At 67.3% G+C, this 20,164-nt stretch carries 13 protein-coding genes; 9 read left to right on the top strand and 4 right to left on the bottom strand.

Annotated features, from left to right (window positions below; all coding sequences use genetic code 11):
* The first annotated feature begins 116 nt into the window (after positions 1–116).
* From ACILQR_RS03580 to ACILQR_RS03555, 6 genes are all read left to right on the top strand, one after another.
* Positions 117–2,642 carry a glycoside hydrolase family 3 N-terminal domain-containing protein gene (locus ACILQR_RS03580; protein ID WP_395650130.1) on the top strand — a complete coding sequence of 842 codons (2,526 nt, stop codon included), beginning with the start codon at positions 117–119 and terminating at the stop codon, positions 2,640–2,642.
* A gap of 238 nt (positions 2,643–2,880) precedes the next feature.
* Entirely contained in the window at positions 2,881–5,553 is a 2,673-nt protein-coding gene (locus ACILQR_RS03575; protein ID WP_395650129.1) for a glycoside hydrolase family 3 C-terminal domain-containing protein, read from the top strand.
* Between the two features lie 52 nt (positions 5,554–5,605).
* Entirely contained in the window at positions 5,606–7,189 is a 1,584-nt protein-coding gene (locus ACILQR_RS03570; RefSeq protein WP_395650128.1) for an alpha-N-arabinofuranosidase, read from the top strand.
* A gap of 4 nt (positions 7,190–7,193) precedes the next feature.
* Complete coding sequence (locus ACILQR_RS03565; protein ID WP_395650127.1) at positions 7,194–8,501, top strand: MFS transporter; 1,308 nt, start codon at positions 7,194–7,196, stop codon at positions 8,499–8,501.
* The gene (locus ACILQR_RS03560; RefSeq protein ID WP_395650126.1) at positions 8,498–10,120 is read left to right on the top strand and encodes a glycoside hydrolase family 43 protein; all 1,623 of its coding nucleotides are present in this window, start codon (positions 8,498–8,500) and stop codon (positions 10,118–10,120) included. Before ACILQR_RS03565 ends, ACILQR_RS03560 begins: the two co-directional genes overlap by 4 nt.
* 37 nt (positions 10,121–10,157) lie before the next feature.
* Positions 10,158–11,261, top strand: a complete 1,104-nt coding sequence (locus ACILQR_RS03555) for a Gfo/Idh/MocA family protein (protein WP_395650125.1) — start codon at positions 10,158–10,160, stop codon at positions 11,259–11,261.
* Here ACILQR_RS03555 and ACILQR_RS03550 read toward each other — a convergent pair.
* Entirely contained in the window at positions 11,251–12,561 is a 1,311-nt protein-coding gene (locus ACILQR_RS03550; RefSeq protein WP_395650124.1) for an MFS transporter, read from the bottom strand. The genes ACILQR_RS03555 and ACILQR_RS03550 overlap by 11 nt on opposite strands.
* 127 nt (positions 12,562–12,688) lie before the next feature.
* Here ACILQR_RS03550 and bglX point away from each other — a divergent pair, with 127 nt between their 5' ends.
* A complete protein-coding gene (gene bglX / locus ACILQR_RS03545) occupies positions 12,689–15,046 on the top strand; it encodes a beta-glucosidase BglX (RefSeq protein WP_395650123.1) in 2,358 nt (785 codons plus the stop codon).
* A complete protein-coding gene (locus ACILQR_RS03540) occupies positions 15,043–16,083 on the top strand; it encodes an SMP-30/gluconolactonase/LRE family protein (protein ID WP_395650122.1) in 1,041 nt (346 codons plus the stop codon). The genes bglX and ACILQR_RS03540 overlap by 4 nt, the downstream gene beginning before the upstream one ends.
* A 1-nt stretch (position 16,084) precedes the next feature.
* On the opposite strand, the gene ACILQR_RS03535 is transcribed toward ACILQR_RS03540, so the two are convergent.
* The 3 genes from ACILQR_RS03535 to ACILQR_RS03525 all read right to left on the bottom strand — a co-directional run bounded on the left by ACILQR_RS03535 (position 16,085) and on the right by ACILQR_RS03525 (position 19,266).
* Positions 16,085–17,038: a hypothetical protein gene (locus tag ACILQR_RS03535; RefSeq protein WP_395650121.1), complete on the bottom strand. Its 954-nt coding sequence runs from the start codon at positions 17,036–17,038 to the stop codon at positions 16,085–16,087.
* 114 nt (positions 17,039–17,152) lie between these two features.
* The gene (gene araD1 / locus ACILQR_RS03530; RefSeq protein WP_395650120.1) at positions 17,153–18,139 is read right to left on the bottom strand and encodes an AraD1 family protein; all 987 of its coding nucleotides are present in this window, start codon (positions 18,137–18,139) and stop codon (positions 17,153–17,155) included.
* An 11-nt stretch (positions 18,140–18,150) separates the two neighbouring features.
* Positions 18,151–19,266: an aldose epimerase family protein gene (locus ACILQR_RS03525; RefSeq protein WP_395650119.1), complete on the bottom strand. Its 1,116-nt coding sequence runs from the start codon at positions 19,264–19,266 to the stop codon at positions 18,151–18,153.
* A 150-nt stretch (positions 19,267–19,416) separates the two neighbouring features.
* Here ACILQR_RS03525 and ACILQR_RS03520 point away from each other — a divergent pair.
* A partial coding sequence (locus tag ACILQR_RS03520; protein WP_395650118.1) for an MFS transporter occupies positions 19,417–20,164 on the top strand: 748 nt, incomplete at its 3' end.

Raw genomic sequence — 20,164 nt, 5'->3', positions numbered from 1 at the left:
TTTTTTGGTGATAGCGCTATCTCGATTGGTTCGGACCACCGGGTCTGGACGTGTTGAACAAGTGGCGCCGCGCCGGATGAATCCGGCCAAGGAGCCCGTGACAAGGGACGAAGCCAATGCGGGCATTTACAACTCTTCTGATGCTGACCTCGGCGCTGTGCGGCCCCGGCGTCGTACTGGCCCAGACGGCGTCGTCGCCGACGGTGCCGGCGGCGGCGACGGCCCACCCCGACCTCTGGCCGAAAGCCTCGTCCCCCGATGCGATGAGCGACCCGGCGACCGAGGCCTTCGTCGCCGACCTGCTGAAGCGGATGACGGTCGAGGAAAAGGTCGGCCAGATCATCCAGGCGGACATCGCCTCGATTACGCCCGCGGACCTCGCCACCTATCCGCTGGGATCGATCCTGGCCGGCGGGAATTCCGCGCCCGGCGGCAATGACCGCGCCAGCGCCCAGGCCTGGGTCGATCTGGCCCGGGCCTTCCGGGCGGCGGCGGCGGCCCGACCCGGCGCGCGCATTCCCCTGATCTATGGGATCGACGCCGTCCACGGGCACAACAACGTCGTCGGCGCGACGATCTTCCCGCACAACATCGGCCTGGGCGCCGCTCGCGATCCGGAGCTGATCCGCCGCATCGGCGAGGCCACCGCGCTGGAAGTCGCCGCCACCGGCGCCGACTGGACCTTCGGCCCGACCCTGGCCGTGCCTCGCGACGACCGCTGGGGGCGGACCTACGAGGGCTATGGCGAGACGCCGGAAATCCAGCGCGCCTATGCCGGCCCGATGACCCTGGGGCTACAGGGCGAGCTCTCTGCGGACCATCCGCTGGAGCCCGGGCATATCGCGGGCTCCGCCAAACACTATCTGGCCGACGGCGGCACCCAGGGCGGTACCGATCAGGGCGATTATCAGGGCCCCGAACAGGGTCTGATCGACATCCATCTGGGCGGCTATCCGGCGGCGATCGACGCAGGCGTCCTGTCGGTCATGGCCAGTTTCTCAAGCTGGAACGGCGTCAAGCATTCCGGCAATCCGACCATCCTTCGCGACGTTCTGCATGGACCGCTCGGGTTCGACGGCTTCGTAGTGTCCGACTGGAACGCCCACGGCCAGCTGCCCGGCTGCACCAACGAGAGCTGCGCGCTTGCCGTCAATGCCGGGATCGACATGCTGATGGCCCCCGACAGCTGGAAGCCGCTGTATGCCAGCACCCTGGCGCAGGTTCGCTCGGGCGAGATCTCGGCTCAGCGTCTGGATGAGGCCGTGACCCGGATTCTGAGAGCCAAGGTCAAGACCGGTCTGTTCCGCGATGAGCGCCCCGTGGAGGGGCGGCTCGAGGTGCTGGGTTCGCCCGAACATCGGGCCCTGGCCCGTCAGGCCGTCCGTCAGTCTCTGGTCCTGCTCAAGAACGAGGGCTCGGTCCTGCCGATCCGCGCCGGTGCCCGGGTTCTGGTCGCAGGATCCGCCGACGACATCGGTCAGGCGGCGGGAGGCTGGACCCTGACCTGGCAGGGGACCGGCAACACCCGGGCCGATTTCCCGAATGGCGAGTCGATCTGGGACGGCATCAAGACGGAGGTCACCGATGCCGGCGGCTCGGCTCAGCTGAGCGTCGACGGCACGTTCGCCGACAAGCCCGATGTGGCCATCGTCGTCTTCGGCGAGACCCCCTATGCCGAGTTCCAGGGTGATGTTCCGGATCTGGATTTCCGGCCGGAAGGTCCGCTGGAAACACTGCGCAAGCTGAAGGCCGCCGGCATTCCGACGGTGTCGGTCTTTCTGTCCGGCCGCCCGCTTTGGACGAACCCCGAGATCAACCAGTCGGACGCCTTCGTCGCGGCCTGGCTGCCCGGCAGTGAGGGCGGCGGCGTGGCCGATGTTCTGATCGGCGACGTCCAGGGCAAGGCGCGGCATGATTTCACCGGGAAACTGTCCTTCTCCTGGCCGCGCCTGGCGACGGGAGAGCCGCTGAACGTCGGCGATCCGAACTACGATCCGCAGTTCGCCTATGGCTATGGTCTGACCTATGCCGCCGGCCAATCGGTCGCTCAACTGTCCGAAGTTTCGGGCGTCACCACCAGCGCCTCGAGCGTGGACCGGTACCTGGTCGATGGGAAGCTGGTCGCGCCGTGGACGCTGTTCCTGACCGACGCGGGCGGCGAGGCTCAACTGGCCGTGAGCGCCGATGGCGAAAGCCCGCAGAAGCATGTCACCACGGGCGCAGTCGATGATCTCGCCCAGGAAAGCGCACGACAGTTCGCCTTCGACGGATCGGGCCCTGCATCGGTTTCGATCAAGGGTCCGGCCGTGGACCTGACGCGTCAGACCAATGGCGAGATGGCACTGTCCTTCCGGTATCGGGTCGATGCTCGTCCGGCCGGGACCGTCAGCCTCGCCGTGGGCGGGGGGGCTGTCGATCTGACCTCGATCCTGGCCGCTGCACCCCTGGGGGAATGGCGGACGATCAAGGTGGAATTGTCGTGCCTGCGGGCTGCTGGAGCCCGGGTGGCCGCCGTCGATGCGCCCTTCGCCTTGCGCGCGTCGAACGCCGTGACCCTTTCGATCTCGGAAGTCCAGCTCGCAGCGAACGAGAACGATACCGTCTGTCCTGCGGCCGTCGGCGCGCCGACGGGCACGCCGTAGTTCCAGCATGGCTTTCCGGGTTCGGCGTGGCCTTGCGGGTCACGCCGAACTGCGCGCGAGCGGTGGTCAGGCCCTCGCCTTTGAAGACGCGAAACGTCCTCTTGAACACGGCCCGGGATCAAATCCGCGCAACAATTGACGTGCATAAGTCTGACAATTGAATCTATAAAAGTTCGTCCGCTGGCGGGAGGCGATCGTGAGATTTTGTCGAGATTGGCCGGCGATGAAAGGTCGGGTCATGCCTGCGTCGGTCGGCCGCGAACAGGCGCGCACCGGGCTGAACCGGTATGGCTGCGTCATCGCATGGATGACCCTGATCGGCGCTTTTGTGTTTGCACCGGACGCACACGCCCAACTGCCCGGAGCCACGGTTCCGTCCTATCAGGATAACGCCCGGCCGGCCGCCGAGCGCGCCGCCGACCTGGTGTCCCGCATGACACTGGAAGAGAAGGCGTCACAGCTTCTGAACGACGCCCCGGCCATTCCCCGCCTTCAGGTGCGCGAGTACAACTGGTGGAATGAAGGCCTGCATGGCGTGGCGGCGGCGGGATATGCCACCGTATTCCCTCAGGCGATCGGCCTGGCAGCGACGTTCGACGCTCCGCGAATTCAGGCCGTCGCTGACCTGATCAGTGTCGAGTTTCGTGCCAAGCACCTGGCTGAGCGCCATCGTTTCGGGGGTTCGGACTGGTTCGCAGGGCTGACGGTCTGGTCGCCCAACATCAACATCTTTCGTGATCCCCGGTGGGGGAGGGGACAGGAAACCTATGGCGAGGACCCCTATCTGACCACCCGGCTGGGTGTGGCCTTCGTTCGCGGTCTGCAAGGCGAAGATGCTGACTATTACCGGACCGTCGCGACCCCGAAACATTTCGCCGTCCATTCCGGGCCGGAGGCCAGCCGGCACCGCGACGACATCCACCCGAGCGCCCGCGATCTCGCCGACACCTATCTGCCGGCGTTCCGGGCCACGGTGATCGAAGGCCAGGCCGGGTCGATCATGTGCGCCTATAATGCCGTGGACGGCGTGCCGGCCTGCGCCAGCCGGTCCCTGCTGACCGACTGGCTGCGCCGTGACTGGAAGTTCGACGGCTATGTCGTTTCCGACTGCGAGGCGGTCGCCGACATCTATCGGCCCGACCATCACGGGTATTCCGCCACGCCGGAAGCGGGTGTGGCCGCCGCCTTCGATGCGGGCATGGACCTGATCTGCGGCGGCCCGGTGGAAGGCGAGCATATCGTTCGTTCGGTCAGGGAGGGGCTGCTGTCGGAGGCCACGATCGACCGATCGCTGGTGCGCCTGTTCACGGCGAGGGTCAGGCTGGGACAGTTCGACGATGCCGCCCGTGTCTTCCCTTCGATCACGGCCGCCGACTATGACACGGACGCAGGGAGGGCGCTGTCTCTTGCGACGGCCGAGGCGGCCATGGTCCTGCTCAAGAACGACGGGTTGCTGCCGCTGAATGAAGACGTCCGCCGGATCGCCGTGATCGGCCCCAATGCCGACAGCCAGGCGGCCCTGGTCGGCAACTACAACGGGGAGCCGTCACAGCCGGTGACCATACTGGACGGCATTCGTCGTCGCTTTCCCGACGCGGAGATCACCTTTGCCGAAGGAACAGGCCTGATCGATCCTGCGCTGGTGCCCGTGCCGAACGCGGTCCTGTGCGCCGATGCGGAGTGTCGGACCAGCGGCCTGACGCTCGAGCGTTTTGCGGATCGCACCTATGCCACGGCCCCGATCGGGACCACGCCGGTCGGAGAGCCCCGCTATCGGTGGTCGGGCGAATTGCAGAGCGGTGCCGTCCGGTTCAGCGGCTTCCTGAAGGCGTCCGAGGATGGCGAGCACGTCTTCCGCTATGACGCCAATGGGGGGTATCGGATCTTCATCGACGACAAGCCCGTCGTCGATGCCTGGAGGGTCGATTGGCGGCCGTCCATCGCGGCGGGCAAGGTTCAACTGTCGCGCGGCCAGACCTATCGTATCCGGGTCGAGGCGTTCCAGCGCGCCACCGAGGGCAATGAGGGACTGTTGTGGAGCCTGCCCTCCGATCCCGGAGCCGTTGCGGCGACGCAGGCCGCCCGCAATGCGGACGTCGTCATCTTCGTCGCGGGACTGACCTCGCAGCTCGAAGGCGAGGAGATGGGGATCGAGGTTCCGGGCTTCGCCGGCGGCGACCGGACCAGTCTGGACCTGCCTGCGGTCCAGCAGTCACTGCTTGAAAAGGTCCATTCGACGGGCACGCCGGTCGTCCTGGTTCTGGTCAACGGCAGCGCCCTCAGCGTCAACTGGGCCGATGCCCATGTGCCTGCGATCCTGGAGGCCTGGTATCCGGGTGGTCAGGGCGGCGACGCCGTCGCTCGCATCATCGCCGGGGACGTCAATCCGGCGGGCCGGCTTCCGGTCACCTTCTACAGGTCCGCTGACGATCTGCCGTCCTTCACCGACTACGAGATGAAGGATCGAACCTATCGCTATTTCGACGGGCCGGTGCTGTACCCCTTCGGGCACGGCCTGTCCTACACCCGGTTTGCCTACAGCGACCCGAAGGTCGCAGCGCGACGGGTGAGTGCCGACGGCTCGGTGGAAGCCAGCGTCGTGGTCGCCAATGCCGGGGATCGCGCCGGGGACGAGGTGGTGCAGCTCTACCTCAGCCGGCCGGACGTCGCGGGCGCACCGAAGCATTCGCTGGTCGGCTTTCAACGCATCCATCTGGCGGCCGGCGAACAGCGCCGGGTCTCCTTCACCATCGACAATCGGAGCCTGTCCACGGTGGACGCGTCGGGTGTGCGACGTGTCGACGCCGGAACGGCCAGCCTCTGGTTCGGCGGCGGCCAACCGGGCCTGCCCCATGTGCCGGGCCAGGCCGCGAGTGTCGTCATCACCGGATCCGCGACCCTGCCGAACTGACCCGGCGCGCGGGCGTAATTTTCAGAGAGCTTAGACAATGATCGGGATTTCCATGACCCTGCGTCCTCTTCTGGCGACGACCCTTGCGTTCGCCCTGATCGCTCCGACGGCGCAGGCTCAGGTGGCAGACACGTCCCCGGTGGCCATCACGGTCGATCTCGATACGCCGGGGCCGACCATCAATCGCAACATCTTCGGACAGTTCGCAGAGCATCTTGGCACCGGGATCTACGGCGGCGTCTGGGTCGGTACGGACTCTCCCATTCCCAATGTCCGGGGTATCCGCACGGACGTCGTGCAGGCGTTGCGGGCGATCAAGGCCCCCAACATCCGCTGGCCGGGCGGGTGTTTCGCCGACGAGTATCACTGGCGCGACGGCATCGGTCCGGCGGAGACCCGGGTCGCACGGCTGAACGCCAGCTGGGGCAATGTCATCGAGCCCAACAGCTTCGGCACCCATGAGTTCATGGACTTCGCCGACCAGGTCGGGGCCGAGGTCTTCCTGTCGGTGAACGTCGGCTCCGGCACGGTTCAGGAGGCCGCCGACTGGCTCGAATACCTGACCGCCGACCAGCCGACGACCCTGGCCCAGGAACGGGCGGCGAACGGCCATCCCGAGCCCTACAAGATCAAATACCTGGGCCTGGGCAACGAGAACTGGGGCTGCGGCGGTGCGATGTCGGCGGAGCATTACGTCGAGGAGATGAAGCAGTACGCCCACTATTCGCGCAATCTGAACCCCGCCCAGACCGGACCCGATGCCATGCAGCGCGTCGCCGTGGGCTGGGATAGCGGCAACGAGGACTATACCGAAGCGGTGATGCAGGCCTGGACGGAAAAGGTCTGGAGCTGGGACATCGAGGGCGTCTCGCTGCATGGCTACACCATCCCGAACTCCTGGGAGGCAAAGGGGCCGAGCGTCGGCTTCGGCGAGGACGAATACGCCAAGGCGATCAAGGCGACGCTGAAGATGGAGGGCTGGATCACGGCCCAGACCGCCATCATGGATCGCTATGACCCTGAAAAGAACGTCGACCTTTACGTCGATGAATGGGGTCTGTGGGCCGACCCGACCCCGGGCAGCAACCCCGGGTTCCTGCAGCAGCAGAACACCATGCGCGACGCCGTCATCGCGGCGTTGAACCTCAACATCTTCATGCGCCATGCCGACCGGGTGCAGGTCGCCAACATCGCCCAGATGGTCAACGTCTTGCAGGCCATGATCCTGACCGACGGGCCGAGGATGGTCCTGACGCCGACCTATCATGTCTATGACCTGTATGTGCCGTTCCAGGATGCGACCCTGGTTCCGCTGAGCCTGGACGAGGGCGTCTATACCTTCGGGGATATCAGCCTGCCGCGATCCGACGCCGTGGCGGCGCGCGACAAGGACGGCGCGCTTTGGCTGTCGCTGGTCAATGTCGATCCCAACACGCCGCTGACGCTGACACTGAGGCTTCCCGGCGCGACCGGAACCGCCCAGGGGCGGTTGCTGACCGCGCCGGCGATGGACAGCCACAACACCTTCGACAGCCCCGACACCGTCAAGCCGGTGGCGTTCGCCGGACGGGTCTCGAACGGCCAGATGACCTTCGACCTGCCGCCGCGCTCCGTCGCCGTCGTCAAGGTACAGTAGGGCCATGGGGCGGGGGCTTTTCGGCGTAAAGCTGCGCTGGTGGATCATCGGCCTGGTCATGCTGGGCGCGATCCTCAACTATCTGTCGCGCAGCACGCTGGGCGTCGCAGCCCCGACCCTGAACACCGAACTGGGCATCACGACCCAGCAGTATTCCTACATCACCAGCGCCTTCCAGCTGGGCATCATGATGCAGCCGCTGTGCGGGTTCGTGCTGGACACATTGGGCCTGAGGACGGGTTTCGCCCTGTTCGCGACGGCCTGGTCGCTGATCACGATCGCCCATGGGCTGGCCAACAGCTGGCCGATGCTGGCCGGTCTGCGCGGCCTGCTGGGTCTGGCCGAGGGCTCGGCCAATCCGGCCGGGATGAAGGCAGTCTCCGAGTGGTTTCCTGCGCGCGAGCGGGGCATGGCGGGCGGGGTGTTCAACATGGGCGCCTCCGTCGGGTCGATGCTGGCCCCGCCGCTCGTGGCCTGGGCCATCCTGACCTACAACTGGCAGGCCGCCTTCGTGATCACGGGGGGGCTCGGGCTGGTCTGGGTCGTGCTCTGGCTGGTCTGTTATCGTGCGCCGGAACGGCACCCGGCCCTGTCGGACGCCGAGCGGGCCGAGATCGTGGAGGGGCGCGAAGCCCATACGCTGAGCGACGGGACCCGGCCGTCCATCCTGCGCCTGCTGCGCCAGCGCAACTTCTGGGGCATCGCCCTGCCGCGCTTTCTGGCGGATCCGACCTGGGGAACCCTGGCCTTCTGGGTGCCGCTGTATCTGACGACCGTGCGCGGGTTCGACCTGAAGCAGATCGCCCTGTTCGCCTGGCTGCCTTTCGTGGCGGCCGACCTGGGCTGTCTGTTCGGGCCCAGCGTCGTTCTGTTTTTGCAAAAGCGCGGCGTCAAGCTGATCGACGCCCGCCGATGGGCCTTTACCGTCGGTGCCGTGCTGATGATCGGGGTGGCCTTCGTCGGCATGGTCGACAGTCCCTATCTGGCCATCCTGCTGCTGTGCCTGGGCGGTTTTGCGCACCAGACCCTGTCGGTGACGGTCATCACCATGTCGTCGGATCTGTTCCGAAGGAACGAGGTCGCCACCGTCACGGGCATGGCCGGGACCATGGGCAATCTGGGGGTTCTGCTGTTCTCGCTGCTGATCGGCGGGCTGGTCATGACGGTGGGATACACGCCCTTCTTCATCGCCCTGGCGGTGCTGGATCTGCTGGGTGCGGTCGTCCTGTGGACCCTGGTGCGTGACCCGGGTGGATCGACGCCGGGGCAGGGGGCGGGGTCGAGCGCGGCCCTCGTCGATGCGCGGCCGTGATCCGCAATCCGATCCTGCGCGGGTTCAACCCCGACCCGTCCATCGTCCGGGTGGGCACCGACTACTATATCGCGACCTCGACCTTCGAGTGGTTCCCGGGGGTGCAGATCCACCATTCGACCGACCTCGTGAACTGGCGACTGATCACGCGACCTCTGCGGCGTCCGAGCCAGCTCAACATGATCGGGGCACCCGATTCCTGCGGCGTCTGGGCCCCCTGCCTGACCCATGCCGACGGCCTGTTCCACCTCGTCTACACCGATGTGAAGCGGTACGGCCGGACCTCGGTCGGCGGCGCATCGGGGGCTTCGCTCAGGGACTTCCACAACTATCTGGTGACCAGTCCGACGATCGACGGCGACTGGTCCGACCCGATCCATCTCAACTCCAGCGGCTTCGATCCGTCGCTTTTCCATGACGATGACGGGCGCAAATACCTGATCAACATGCTGTGGGACCACCGGCCCGGCGCAAACCGGTTCGGCGGCATCGTGTTGCAGGAGTACGACCCGGGGCTGAAGCGGCTGGTCGGGGAGCGGCGGGTCATCTTCAAGGGGACGGCGCTCGGCCTGACCGAGGCCCCGCATCTGTATCGGCGCGACGGCTGGTACTATTTGCTGACCGCCGAGGGGGGCACTGGATGGGGCCATGCGGTGACGCTGGCGCGGTCGCGCAGCCTCGATGGCCGGTACGAACTCCATCCTGACGGACCGATCCTGACCGCGCGCGACCGGCCCGACAGCCCGCTGCAGCGCGCCGGGCATGCCGATCTGGTCGAGGATGCCGAGGGCCGGACCTGGGCGGTCTATCTGTGCGGCCGGCCGCTTCGAAATCGCGGCCGGTGTGTCATGGGCCGGGAGACGGCGATCCAGCCGATGGTCTGGGGCGAGGACGGCTGGTTGCGGACCGAGGCCGGTGATGCCCTGCCGGTCCTCGATGTGGTCATGCCCGGCACAGACGTTCCGGCGGCGGCCGACGTTGTCGAGATCACCACTTTTGACGGCCCGGACCTGCCGCTGGCGTTTCAGTGGCTGCGATCGCCGTGGCCCGAGGAACTGTTCTCCCTGACCGAGCGGCCCGGTGTGCTGCGCCTGTTCGGCCGGGAGAGTCTCGGTAGTGCCTTTCGGCAGTCGCTGGTGGCGCGGCGACAGCAGGCCTTCTGCTTCACCGCCACGACCGCCATGAGCTTCCAGCCGGCCCACTATCAGCAGGCTGCCGGGCTGGTCTGCTACTACGGCGCGGCAAAGTTTCACTATCTGCACGTGACCCACGACGACGTCCTGGGTCGAGTTCTCCAGGTGATGTCGGCCCTGCCGGACCAGGCACAGGCCGACGCCTTCACCCGCCCCATCTCCATTCCCGACGGCCGGATCGAACTGCGGGTCGATGTCGATGAGGAGCGGCTGCGGTTCGCCTGGCGACAGGGCGACAGCGACTGGACCTGGTTGCCCGAGGTGTTCGACGCCAGCATCCTGTCCGACGAGGCGGCTCAGCCGGGGACCGCGAACTTCACCGGCGCCTTCGTCGGCATGGCCTGTCAGGACACGTCCGGCGCCGGCCTGCATGCCGACTTTCACCATTTCGATTATCGCGAGCGGCCTTACCGGCCGCGACCCTGACCGACGCAGCGCGACCAAACCCCTGGAGATCCCGACCATGACCCTGACATCCAATCGCCGGACCCTGCTGAAGTTCGGGGCCGCCGCATCGACCGGCCTGGGGGCAGGGGCGGCGCTCGCGTCGCCGCAGACCGAGCGCAAGCTGGGCTATGCGATCATGGGCCTGGGGATGTACGCCGACATCATCCTGCCGCGCTTCGCCGAGTGCCGGCATTCGCGCGTGACGGCACTGGTCAGCGGATCACCGGAGAAGGCGCGGCGCTATGCGGCCCAGTACGGTGTGCCGGAGACCGGCCTCTATACCTACGACACCTTCGACACGATCCGGGACAATCCGGACGTCGACATCGTCTACGTCATCCTGCCCAACGGCATGCACCACGAGTGGACCCTGCGCGCGGCGGCGGCGGGCAAGCACGTCATGTGCGAGAAACCCATGGCCAATACGGCGGCGGAGGCCGAGGCCATGATCGCGGCCTGTCGCGCCGCCGATCGCAAGCTGATGATCGGCTATCGCAGCCATTTCGAGCCGAACAATCGCGAGGCGATCCGGATGGCCCGTTCCGGCGAGCTGGGCAAGCTCAGCGTCATCTCCGCCGAGACCGGCTTCAACATCGGCGATCCGAAGCAATGGCGGCTGAACCGTGCCCTGGCCGGCGGTGGATCGATGATGGACATCGGCATCTACAGCCTTCAGGCCGCCCGCTATCTGACGGGTGAGGAGCCGGTGGCGGTGACCGCGATCGAGTCGACCGACCGTTCCGACATCCGGTTCAAGGAGGTCGAGGACACGATCAACTTCCTGCTGAAGTTCCCTTCGGGCGTCGTGGCCAACTGCGTCTCCTCGTACGGATCGGGTCACAATCGTTACCGCGTCGTCGGCAAGGACGGCTGGCTCGATGCGGAGCCGGCCACGGCCTACAACGGCAACCGCCTTCGGCTGCGCAAAGGCGGACAGACGGTCGATCATCCGGCCCCGGCGCTGGCGAACAACCAGTTCGCAGGGATGCTGGACCACCTGTCGCAGTGCGTGATGACCAATGCCGAGCCGATCGTCTCGGGCGAAGAAGGCCTGCGCGACATGCGGATCATCGAGGCGATCTACACCTCGGCGCGCGAGGGGCGGACCGTTACGCTCTGACGTCTCGAACCGGCGCGCGGGCGAGCTGGGGCAGGACGACGAAGACCAGCCCCGCCGCCACCGTCAGACAGGCCGCCGGGAACAGCATCGGCAGGATGTCGCTGCCGGTCGCCTGTTTGATCGCGGGCACGACGGTCTGGGCGACGAAGCCGCCCAGGTTGCCGATCGAGTTGATGGCCGCGATCCCCGCCGCCGCCCCGGCACCGCGCAGGAAGGTCGGCGGCAAGCTCCAGAACACAGGCTGGGCTGCGAAGATGGCCGGGGCGGCGATGCAGAGCAGGGCGAATTTGGCGACGGCCCCGGGCACGACGACACTCAGCACCAGACAGGCCGCTCCGACCAGCGCCGGTCCGGCGATATGCCAGGCGTTGTGGCCGACCCGGGCGGCATGACGGGGCAGCAGCCACAGGGCGAACCCGACAAGGATCCAGGGAATGACGTTCAGCATCCCGTTCACGGTGTTGGACACCCCGAACCCCTTCACCACCGTCGGCAGCCAGTAGCTGAGCCCATAGGCCGCCAGGGGGAAGCCGACGTACATCACGGCCAGCAGCAGCACGCGCCGATCCAGCATGGCCCGCCAAGGCGAGGCGTGACCGGTCTCCGGGGCCGCGTCGTCCTCGGCCTTGAGGACGCCGGCGATCCAGGACTTCTGATCCGGCTCGAGCCACGCCGCGCTCTGGGGGCCATTCGGCAGGCGAAACAGAACATAGGGCGCCAGCGCGACCGCCGGGATACCGGTGGCGATGAAGACCCACTGCCAGCCGGCAAGTCCCCACAGACCGTCGAGATCCAGCAGGGCCCCGCCGATCAGGGCGCCGACCGCATTCGCGACGGCGCTGGCGATCATGAACGCGCCGATCATCCGGCCGCGATGCGACTGCGGGTACCAGAGTGTCAGCACATAGAGGACCCCGGGAAAGAAACCCGCCTCGGCCGCGCCCAGCAGGAAGCGCAGGATGTAGAACATGGCCGGGCTGTCGGTGAAGCCGAGCGCGATGGTGATCAGACCCCAGGTCGCCATGATGCGGGTGAACCAGACGCGAGCCCCGACCTTGGCCAGGATCAGGTTGGCGGGGGCCTCGAACAGGAAATAGCCGATGAAGAACAGGGCGGCGCCCAACCCATAGACCGCCTCGCTCATGCGCAGGGCGTCGGCCATCTGGAGCTTGGCGTAGGAGACGTTCTGCCGGTCGATGTAGGCGATCAGATACATCAGGCAGAACAGCGGCATCAGACGGCCGGTGATCCGCCGAAGCGTCGCCTTGCCGAGGGCGTCAGCGTGGGGGTTCGACGTCATGCCTCTGTCCTCCGCGCGCCCTGGTGGCCCGGGTGCGTCTTCTGGTCCAATCGCCGCTTTGCCATCGGCCAGCCTTTGGTTTAGGGCTGAACGCACGCAATTGACAACGTTGTCGGAAGAACAAATCGTGTTGAGACGCATCCTGGTCGTATTGGCTTGCCTGAGCCTGTCTGCAGCGGGCGCGGCCGTCGCCCAGCCGGCTGAACCGCCGTCCCAGCGGGTCCGCGATCTTCTCGGCCGAATGACGTTGGACGAAAAGATCGGTCAACTGAACCAGGTGCCGGGCGGGCGACAGCGCGCGCTGAACTCACGCCTGGACGCGGCGGCGCTGGACCGGGTGCGACGCGGCGAGATTGGCTCCTTCCTGCATGTGGCGGGTGCCACCCAGATCCGCGAACTGCAGCGGGTGGCGGTCGAGGAATCGCGGCTGGGCGTGCCCCTGCTGTTCGGCATGGACGTGGTGCATGGCTACAAGACCCTGTTCCCCGTGCCCCTGGCCCTGGCGGCCAGCTGGGACCCGCCCCTGGTCGAGCAGACGGCCCGCGTGGCGGCGGTCGAGGCGACGGCCGCCGGTCTGAACTGGACCTTCTCGCCCATGGTCGACATCGCCCGGGACCCCCGCTGGGGCCGGGTCGTCGAGGGGGCAGGGGAGGACCCCTATCTCGGATCCATCCTGACGACGGCCCAGGTGCGCGGCTATCAGGGCTCGTCCCTGGCCGACGCCACCTCGATCCTCGCCACCGCAAAGCATTTCGTCGGCTATGGCGCGGCGGTGGGCGGCAGGGACTATGACAGCGCCGACATCACCGATCGCACCCTGCACGAAGTCTATCTGCCGCCCTTCCATGCGGCGGTTCAGGCCGGGGCGGGGTCGATGATGACCGCGTTCAACGATATCGCAGGCGTGCCCCTGACGGCGCATCCGGCGCTGGTGCGGGGGCTGCTGCGCGGGGAGTGGAACTATGACGGCCTGATCGTCAGCGACTGGAACGCCATCCCCGAACTGCTCAATCACGGTATCGCGGCAACGCCTCGCGAAGCCGGCGCGGCGGCCCTGCGCGGCGGCGTCGACATGGAAATGGCGGGCAACCTCTATTCCGCTGAACTGAAGGGGGCGATCGAGGCCGACCCGGCCCTGCTGCCGATGCTGGACGAGGCCGTCATCGCCGTGCTGACCGCCAAGGAACGGCTGGGCCTGTTCGATACGCCGTACGGCCGCGCCGATCCTGCGCGCGAGGCGGCCGCCATGCTGACGCCCGATCATCGCGCGCTCGCCCGTGAGGCCGCGCGGCGCTCGATCGTGCTGCTCAAGAACGACGGCGAACTGTTGCCCATCGCCGCCTCCGCGCGTCGGATCGCCGTGATCGGCGCCCTGGCCGAGGACGCCAACTCGTCGCTGGGCAGCTGGCGCGCCCAGGGCAAGGTCGAGGACGTTCGGCCGCTGATCCCCGCCCTGCGCGAGGCCCTGCCACAGGCCACGATAACCTATGCCCAAGGCTATCGGCCCGAGGCGGCGCAGGCGATCGCCGTGACCGCTTCCGGCGAGGGGGCCCAGGCCGTGCATGAGGTCTCGGACGCCGAGGCCTTGGCCGAGGCGGTCGAGGCGGCGCGTGCCTCTGACCTGGTCCTGCTGGTGGTCGGCGAGCATTTCGACCGGTCGGGCGAGGCGCGCAGCTATACCGATATCGGCCTCAGCGCCGCCCAGGATGCACTGGCGGCCGCCGTACTCGACACGGGCAAGCCGGTCGTCGTGATCCTGATGAACGGCCGGCCGCTGGCGATCCCAGAGTTGGCCGAACGCGCGCCGGCGATCCTGGAGACCTGGTTCCTCGGCGTCGAAAGCGGGCCGGCCATCGCCGATGTCCTGACCGGCCGCGTCTCGCCGGGCGGCCGTCTGCCAATCAGTTTCCCGCGCGCCAACGGGGCCGCGCCCCTGACCTACGCCCATCTGCCGACCGGTCGTCCGGCCGCCGAGGATCTGGTGCGCGACACGGCCCGGTATCGCGACCAGCCGATCACGCCCCTGTTCGCATTCGGCCACGGCCTCAGCTACGCCCGGTTCCAGTACAGCGACCTGCTGCTCAGCCAGACCGAGGTTGCGGCCGATGGCCAGATCGACATCGGCGTAACGGTCCGCAACACCTCCACCGTCCCGGCCGATGAAGTGGTCCAGCTCTATGTCCGTGACCCGGTCGCCGCCGTGTCACGGCCGGTGCAGGAACTGCGAGGGTTTCGCCGTGTGGCCCTTGCACCCGGTCAGGCGAAGCGGGTGCGGTTCACCCTGACGCCTGCCCAACTCGCCTATTGGGATGGCACGGTCGATGTGGGGCGCTGGCGCATCCAGGCGGGCGACATCCAGGTGATGGTCGGAGCATCGTCGGCCGATATCCGCGAACGGACCACCTTTACCATCACATCCGACGGTGTCAGCGCCATCCCGGCCGCGGCCATCCCGACCCCGTCCACCGAGGAGCCCCGACCTTGAGCCTGTCCCGCCGTCTGGTTATCGCCGGGGCCGCCGCCCTTTCCGCCACCGCCTGCCGGAGCGTCGCCATGCCCGAGGCCCAGACCGCCAATCCGACCGTGGGCAAGATCGTCCGCGACGACCCCGCTCTCGACCGGTTGATCGCACCGGACGCCACGATCGAGAAACTGGCCGAGGGCTACACCTGGTCCGAGGGTCCGGTCTGGATCGCCGACGGCGGCTATCTGCTGTTCAGCGACGTACCCCGGAACAGGATTCACCGCTGGTCGCCGGCGGATGGGGCCTCGGTCTTCATGGATCCGTCCGGCTTCGACGGTGCCGACGCCTCGGGTTACCGCGAGCCGGGCTCGAACGGACTGATCGCGGGGCCGGCGGGATCGATCCTGATGGCCGACCACGGCAATCGCGCAATCGCCCGTGTCGATCTGGCCAGCAAGACCAAGACGCTTCTGGCCACCCATTACAACGGCAAGCGGTTCAACTCGCCCAACGATCTGGTCCAGGCCAGCAACGGCGCGATCTTCTTCACCGATCCACCCTATGGGCTAGAGGGGATGAACGCCTCGCCGCTGAAGGAACAGCCCCACAACGGCGTCTATCGGCTCGACCCGGACGGCACAGTCACCCTGCTGGAGGACGGCCTGACCTTTCCGAACGGGATCGCCCTGTCGCCGGACGAACGCACCCTCTACGTCCCCGTTTCCGATCCCGAGCGCGCCGTGGTCATGGCCTATGACCTGAGCCCGGCGGGCACGCTGTCCAACGGCCGGGTGCTCAAGGATCTCACCGCCATGGTCGGGGACGCCCATCCCGGCCTGCCTGACGGTCTGGCCATCGACGCGTCGGGACATCTGTTCGTCACGGGGCCGGGTGGCGTCCATGTGCTGACACCCGACGGCCGTTCCCTGGGTCGCATCGACACGGGCAGCGCCACCGCCAACTGCAAGTTCGGTGGCGATGGCCGCACGCTGTACATCACTGCGGGTTCCAGCCTGGTGCGGGTCAGGACGCTGACCCGCGGCTCGCGCCAGGCCTGAATCAGGTCGAGGGGGGCGGTGCCGCCGGCGCAGGCATCGCGGCCCTGACGGGCGTCAGGGTGCAGCCTCCACCGATCGGTGCGGCGATGGCGCAAGGGATGACCCGGTCGGTGACCTCGTCCTTGACGTGGAAGATGTAACCGTCCGACCCCGCGCAACGCGCTTCGTAGAAGGCCCCGTTGGCGTTGGCTCCCATGAACCGGCCACCGTCGACCTCACAGGCCGCGGCATCGGTCCCGGCCAGCCGCGCCTTCATCGTGGCGAACTGTTCCTCGGGCGTCGTGCTGGCACAGCGTGATCCGGCGCTGACGATGATCCAGCATTCGGTCTTCTCCCAGCCTGTGTCGGTCCGCTTCAGGCGATAGCCGTCCGCGCCCGCACACCCGATCTCGTAGACCGTCTGGCCGTTGGCGGTGCCGACCGGCCCGGCGGAATCGACCTGACACTGGATGCCGGCTTCACGCGCATAGGCGGCCAGGACCGCCATTCCGTTCTGGTTCGCGGGCATCGTGCAGACGAAGGTGGTTTCGTTCCCCGGGCCGGCGACGTTCTGTGTTGCGGACTGGGCGGCGACGATACAGCTGACGGCCTGCGGCGGGGTCGAGGCGATCAGCAGATAGCCCGGTCCGGTCAGACACGTCGCCTCATAGATGCTGGCGCTTTCGGACGTCTTGCCCAGCAGTTTCGCCTCCGTCACCTGGCAGGTCGCGCCGGCACCCGTCACAGCGGCCTGGGCGTTGGCCAGGCTCTGGGCCGGCGGCTCGCGGCGCGCCTGGGCGTTCAGCCGCTGCATGTTGCGCAGGACCTCGCGTTCGGCCTCCATGATGTAGCCCGCGTTCAGTTCATTGGGCGGAATGCCGTTCTCGATCTGCGCCAGCGCCGGACCGGCCGCCGAAAGGGCGAGGGCGGTCATGATCGGAGTGACGAGAAATGCGATGAGGCGAGAGAGGGTCATCACGTCATCCAGTACGGTGATCTGAAAAGTCAGACATGACCGTGGGGGCCATGACAACGTAGGTCAAGCTGTGCCGCGCAATCATTCCGGGCGATGACGCTCATCCCGCAAGCCCTAAAGTCGGCGGACGGCGGCCTGGGATTCGGCCGCGCGGACCAGCGGATTTCTGAGCGGCAGCGTGAACGGCGACGCCTCGATCTCGAACACATCGCCCACCTGGGTGCGCACGCCCTCCGAGAAGGAGAGGGTGGCGGTCCCGAAGAAATGCACGTGGACGTCTCCGGGACGACGGAACAGGTCGTATTTGAAGTGATGGTGCTCGAGGTTGGTCAGGCTGTGGGACATGTTGTCCTCACCCGACAAGAACGGCCGCTCCCACAGTACCTTGTCGTCGCGCAGGATCCGGCTGGTCCCGCGTAGATCCGTCGGCGGAGTTCCGACGAGCAGTTCCGGTCCCAGAGCGGCCGGGCGCAGTTTGGAATGGGCCAGCCACAGATAGTTGTGGCGCTCGGTCACGTGGTCGCTGAACTCGTTGGCGAGGCAGACGCCCAGCCGCCACGGCGTCCCGTCCGGCCCGATCAGATAGATACCGGCGAGTTCCGGTTCCTCGCCGCCGTCCTGGGCGAAGGCCGGCATGGTCAGAGGCTGTCCGGGCCCGACCAACTGCGACCCGTCGCCCTTGTAGAACCATTCCGGCTGCTGGCCGACCGCGCCGGGGGCAGGCTTGCCGCCCTTCAACCCTTCCAGAAACATCCGCATCGAATCGGTCTGGTGGTCGGCGGCTGCGGCGGCCCGGTGCATCTGGTCGCGGCCCTCGGCCGAGCCGAGGTGGGTCAGGCCGGTGCCGGTCAGGCTCAGGTGGGCCGGGTCATCGTGATCGATGGGGGCCAGCAGGCGGCCGGCCTCCAGCGCCGCGTTCAGATCAACGACATCCCCCAGGCCGTGGCGGCCGATGACGGTGGCCAGATCGGCACCGGACGTGATGGCGTCCGAGGCCAGGGTGCGCACGGTTTCGGCATCCATGACGAAGCGGGCGTCGGGCCCATCGGCGGCGATGACCTGCCGGCGGCCGTCATCGGCCCGGTACTGGAGAAGGCGCATGGAGCGGAGCCTCAGTCGGCAGTCGTGAGGCGATAGACCATCACGTGTCTGTAGGGCCGATCCGGATCGACGCGGGCCGATACGAAGGCCGGAACGTTCGGGGCATTGGGAAATTTCTGGGGTTCCAGCGCCAGGCCGTCGCCCATCCGGTAGAGATGCCCGCCCTTGCCGACGAGTGTCCCGTCGAGGAAATTGCCGGAATAGACCTGGATCCCGGGGTCGGTGGTCAACACCTCCAGCACCCGTCCGCTCTGTGGATCTTCGAGGCGGGCCGCGAGCCGGGGCTGGTCCGTCACGCCCTTGTCGAGGGCGAAGTTGTGATCATAGCCGCGCCCCAGGCGGATTTGCTCGTCCCGCGCGTCACGCAGGCCCTCGCCGATAACCCGTGGCGTGCGGAAATCGAACACCGTTCCGGCGACCGGTCGCAGTTCGCCGGTCGGAATCAGCGCCGCATCCACCGGCGTATAGGCCGCCGCCGGGATGGTCAGCCGGTGTCCCTCGATCCCCCCCGGCGCGCCTTCACCTGCCATGTTGAAGATCGCGTGGTTGGTCATGTTGACGATGGTCGGCACCGAGGTCGTCGCGCCAAACGCGATGGTCAGGGCACCGGTGTCGTCGAGGCTGTAGGTCACGGTGGCGTCGAGTTGCCCCGGATAGCCGGCGTCTCCGTCCGGGCTGGTGTGGGACAGCACGACCCGCGCCTGGGGACCGCTTTCGACCGAGACCACGCGCCAGGCCACCTTGTCAAAGGCCTTGCCTCCGCCGTGCAGGGAGTTGGTCGTGTCGTTCAGTGGCAGCTGATAGGTCCGGCCATCCAAGGTGAACCGTCCGCCCGCGATACGGTTGGCATAGCGCCCCACCGTGACGCCGAAATAGTTCGGATGGGTCTCGTAGTCCGAGGCGTTGTCATAGCCGAGCACGACGTCGGCGACGCGGCCGGCGCGATCGGGACCGCTCATCGACTGGAGGGTCGCGCCATAGGTCAGGATACGGGCAGAGACCCCGTGATCGTTGCTCAGTACGATGGCCTCGACGGCGGTTCCGTCCGCAAGGACACCCGCCGCCTCACGCCGCGCCTCGGCAGCGGAGACTCCGCTCCAGGACGCCAGCCAGACAAGGGCCGTCATTGCCAATCCGGCTCTAACCATCGTTCGTCCCCAAGCTTTTTGCGCCGCGCTTGACGCCCGGCCTTGGCCCGCACAATAGTCTGACAAATGAGATGAGAGCAAGCGGCACCGGGCCCACCCGAGATGTCTGCTGCTGGGGAAACGAAGACGATGGCAGGACCGGTATCGGGCGTGACGGCCCAGGCTCAACCCGGCGCGACCGGGGGACCGGGAGCGCGCGCCGTGCTGTCGTTGCTGGCGACCCTGTTCTTCATGTGGGGGTTCATCACCGTCATCAACAACACCCTGTTGCCGCATCTGCGCAGTGTGTTCGTGCTGGACTACACCCGGACGACCCTGATCGAATCGGTCTGGTTCATCGCCTATTTCGTGGCCTCGATCCCGTCGGCCAAGCTGATCGAGCGGATCGGCTACAAGCGCTCGATCGTCACCGGCCTGGCCGTGATGGCGGTGGGGGCCTTGATGATGGTCCCGGCGGCGCGACTGGCCTCCTACGGTCTGGTCCTGACCGCCCTGTTCGTCATCGCCAGCGGCATCACCCTGCTTCAGGTCGCGGCCAACCCCTATGTCACGGTGATCGGACCGCCGGAGACGGGCTCGTCGCGACTGAACCTTGTCCAGGCCTTCAACTCCCTGGGCACGACGCTCGCGCCGCTGTTCGCGGGCTATCTGATCCTGGGGCGTTCCAGCGGCGGCACGGCCCAGGGCGAGGTCGTCCTGACCGCAGCCGAACGCTATGCCGACGCCCAGTCGGTCATCCTGCCCTACATCATCGTAGCGGTGGTGCTGGCCCTGCTGGCCGTTGTCATCGCCCGCTTTCCCCTGCCGACCATCAATGCCTCGGGTCGCCGCGCCAGCGCCGCGGATCGCAAGGGCCTGTCGCTCTGGAAGCACCGCA

The organism is Brevundimonas sp. (assembly GCF_044239655.1).
Taxonomy (GTDB): domain Bacteria; phylum Pseudomonadota; class Alphaproteobacteria; order Caulobacterales; family Caulobacteraceae; genus Brevundimonas.
Note: the sequence above shows the minus strand (reverse complement) of the source record. Positions and strands in the feature narration are given on the sequence as shown.

Excerpts from the sequence above, each read along its gene's own strand:
- ACILQR_RS03550 (WP_395650124.1), bottom strand. The coding sequence starts at position 12,561 with ATGACGTCGAACCCCCACGCTGACGCCCTCGGCAAGGCGACGCTTCGG.
- ACILQR_RS03525 (WP_395650119.1), bottom strand. The coding sequence starts at position 19,266 with ATGACGGCCCTTGTCTGGCTGGCGTCCTGGAGCGGAGTCTCCGCTGCC.
- ACILQR_RS03575 (WP_395650129.1), top strand. The coding sequence starts at position 2,881 with ATGCCTGCGTCGGTCGGCCGCGAACAGGCGCGCACCGGGCTGAACCGG.
- ACILQR_RS03555 (WP_395650125.1), top strand. The coding sequence starts at position 10,158 with ATGACCCTGACATCCAATCGCCGGACCCTGCTGAAGTTCGGGGCCGCC.
- araD1 (WP_395650120.1), bottom strand. The coding sequence starts at position 18,139 with ATGCGCCTTCTCCAGTACCGGGCCGATGACGGCCGCCGGCAGGTCATC.
- ACILQR_RS03565 (WP_395650127.1), top strand. The coding sequence starts at position 7,194 with ATGGGGCGGGGGCTTTTCGGCGTAAAGCTGCGCTGGTGGATCATCGGC.
- ACILQR_RS03570 (WP_395650128.1), top strand. The coding sequence starts at position 5,606 with ATGACCCTGCGTCCTCTTCTGGCGACGACCCTTGCGTTCGCCCTGATC.
- ACILQR_RS03580 (WP_395650130.1), top strand. The coding sequence starts at position 117 with ATGCGGGCATTTACAACTCTTCTGATGCTGACCTCGGCGCTGTGCGGC.
- ACILQR_RS03535 (WP_395650121.1), bottom strand. The coding sequence starts at position 17,038 with ATGACCCTCTCTCGCCTCATCGCATTTCTCGTCACTCCGATCATGACC.